Source organism: Saccharomonospora sp. NPDC046836 (assembly GCF_040645195.1).
Lineage (GTDB): Bacteria > Actinomycetota > Actinomycetes > Mycobacteriales > Pseudonocardiaceae > Prauserella_A.
Window position 1 is genome coordinate 1 of the sequence record NZ_JBEYXW010000116.1, and the last position, 2,009, is coordinate 2,009.

General features: G+C 73.5%; 2 protein-coding genes and 2 pseudogenes. 3 read left to right on the plus strand and 1 reads right to left on the minus strand.

The features are described 5' to 3' along the window. Positions 1 to 15: 15 nt before the first annotated feature. The 3 genes and pseudogenes from ABZ863_RS35550 to ABZ863_RS35560 all read left to right on the plus strand — a co-directional run. A pseudogene (locus ABZ863_RS35550) lies at positions 16 to 717 on the plus strand (SCO6880 family protein); the annotation flags it as partial. A 109-nt stretch (positions 718 to 826) separates the two neighbouring features. Beyond that, positions 827 to 1,213: an SCO6880 family protein gene (locus ABZ863_RS35555; protein WP_358544173.1), complete on the plus strand. Its 387-nt coding sequence runs from the start codon at positions 827 to 829 to the stop codon at positions 1,211 to 1,213. A 25-nt stretch (positions 1,214 to 1,238) separates the two neighbouring features. After that, positions 1,239 to 1,691 carry a DUF6238 family protein gene (locus tag ABZ863_RS35560; protein WP_358544170.1) on the plus strand — a complete coding sequence of 151 codons (453 nt, stop codon included), beginning with the start codon at positions 1,239 to 1,241 and terminating at the stop codon, positions 1,689 to 1,691. 225 nt (positions 1,692 to 1,916) lie between these two features. On the opposite strand, the pseudogene ABZ863_RS35565 reads toward ABZ863_RS35560, so the two are convergent. Continuing rightward, a pseudogene (locus ABZ863_RS35565) lies at positions 1,917 to 2,009 on the minus strand (peroxiredoxin); the annotation flags it as partial.

Sequence of the window (2,009 nt, forward strand, 5' to 3'; positions counted from 1 at the left end):
TACGCGCTGCGCCGGATGCGAGGCCAGCTCGTCTGGCTCACCCGGCCCTCCCGCCGGCCGACCCGCGAGGGACTGCTCCACCTTCCCGGCACCGCTGCCAGCCTGCGCGTGACCACCGCTCCCGACGGCAAGTACGGCGCCGTCCACAACCCGCACACCGGAACGCTGACCGCGGTGGTCAAGGTCTCCTCCCGCGCCTACGCCCTGCTCGACCCCGGCACCCAGCAGGCCAACGTCGGCGGCTGGGGACGCGCGCTGGCGGCCCTCGCCCGTACCGGGCAGATCGCCCGCATCCAGGTGATCGAACGCACCATCCCCGACTCCGGCGACGCGCTGCGCCGCTACTGGGAAGAGCACGGCCGACCCGACACCCCGATGGCCGGCGCGATCTACAACGAACTGATCCAGAGCGCCGGCCCCGCAGCCGCCCCGCACGAGGCGTACGTCGCGGTGTCCCTGGACACCAAGGCGGCCCGTCGGCTGATCAACCAGGCCGGCGGCGGTCTCACCGGGGCCTTCAGCGTCCTCGCCCAGCTCACCTCCACGTTCGACCAGGCGGCGCGGACCGCCGGTCTCACCCCGACGGGCTGGCTCACCGCCCGCGAGATCGCCGCCGTAGTGCGTACTTCCTACGACCCGAAGGCGCTGGCGACACTCGACCGCTGGTCCACGGCCGGTCGCCCCGAGGCCGAGCCCGCCGCCGCCGGCCCCGTCGTGGTCGTCGAAAAGGCGGACCACATCGCCACCGACTCCGCCGTGCACGCCACCTACTGGGTCGGAGAACTGGCCGCGCACCGAGACCAGCGCCGGCTTCCTGCACCAGCTCCTGTTCACCGGCGGCGTCCGGCGCACGCTGTCGCTCTCCTACGAGCCGAAGAGCCTCGACGCCGCCCTGCGCGACGTACAGCGCAAGAAGTCCAGCGTGATCGCCGACGCCGCCGAGCGCGCCCGGCGCGGCCAAGTCGACTCCGAGGCCGACTCGATCGAGTACCAGGACATCAAGTCCCGCGAACGCCAGCTCATCGCCGGGCACGCCGACGTCGCCCTGACCGGTCTGCTGACCGTCTCGGCCGACACCGAGGACGACCTGCGCACCGCCTGCGCCGTCGTGGAGACCGCCGCCGTCGGCGCCCAGCTCGACCTGCGGCCCCTGACCTGGCAGCAGGCCGAGGCATTCACCGCCGCCGCCCTGCCGCTCGCGCTCGCCGCCTGATCCTCCCCTCCGAAAGAGCACCCTCATGTCCCGCACCGCCAGCCCGACCGCGCAGGACTTCGTGCCCTTCGCCACCGCCGCGCTCGACTTCCACCGCGCACTCAACCTCCCGGGCGGCCCGCTGGTCACCACTCGCGCCGAGCTGGACGCCCTGCACGCCCACCTCGTCTCGCTGTACGGGCTGCTCGACGCCCACGCCGGTCGCACCGGGCAGCTCGTCGCCATCGAGGGCGACCAGCTTCGCACCGCCCGCACCCGCATCTGGCAGGCCGCCGAGCACCTCCACGCCGCCTACCACGCGGCGCCCCGGCCGGACTCCGGCGAGATCCCCGAACCGGAGGCATGCCAGGCCGGCCATCCGGAGGGGGCACCGGTACTGACCATCTGCCAGCGCCACCAGCGCACCGCGCATCTCGTGCGGCGGCGCGCCACCCCGACCGACCTGCACGCCCCGTTCACCGGCCTCGTCCGCCGCTGATCCACCCCTCACCTGGAGAAACGATCATGCCCCGCACCCGCGCCACCGCCTCCCCGCTGTTCGTACCTCGCAAGACGACACGCACCGAGCAACGGGCCGCCCGAGCCGGTTTCGCCGAAGCCCGCCGCCAAGCACGCCTCGCGGGAGCCCTGCCCAAGCATCGCGCCGAGCAGTCTCTCGACCCGGATCTGCGGCCCACCTACCCGCTCGCGGGTCGCCCCGGTTCTTCCAGGCCTGCTGGTCGCGCGCCTCACCGGGCTGGTTCACCTCGGCGAAGCGGACGACGCCCTCCTTGTCGATGAGGAACGTGCCGCGCAC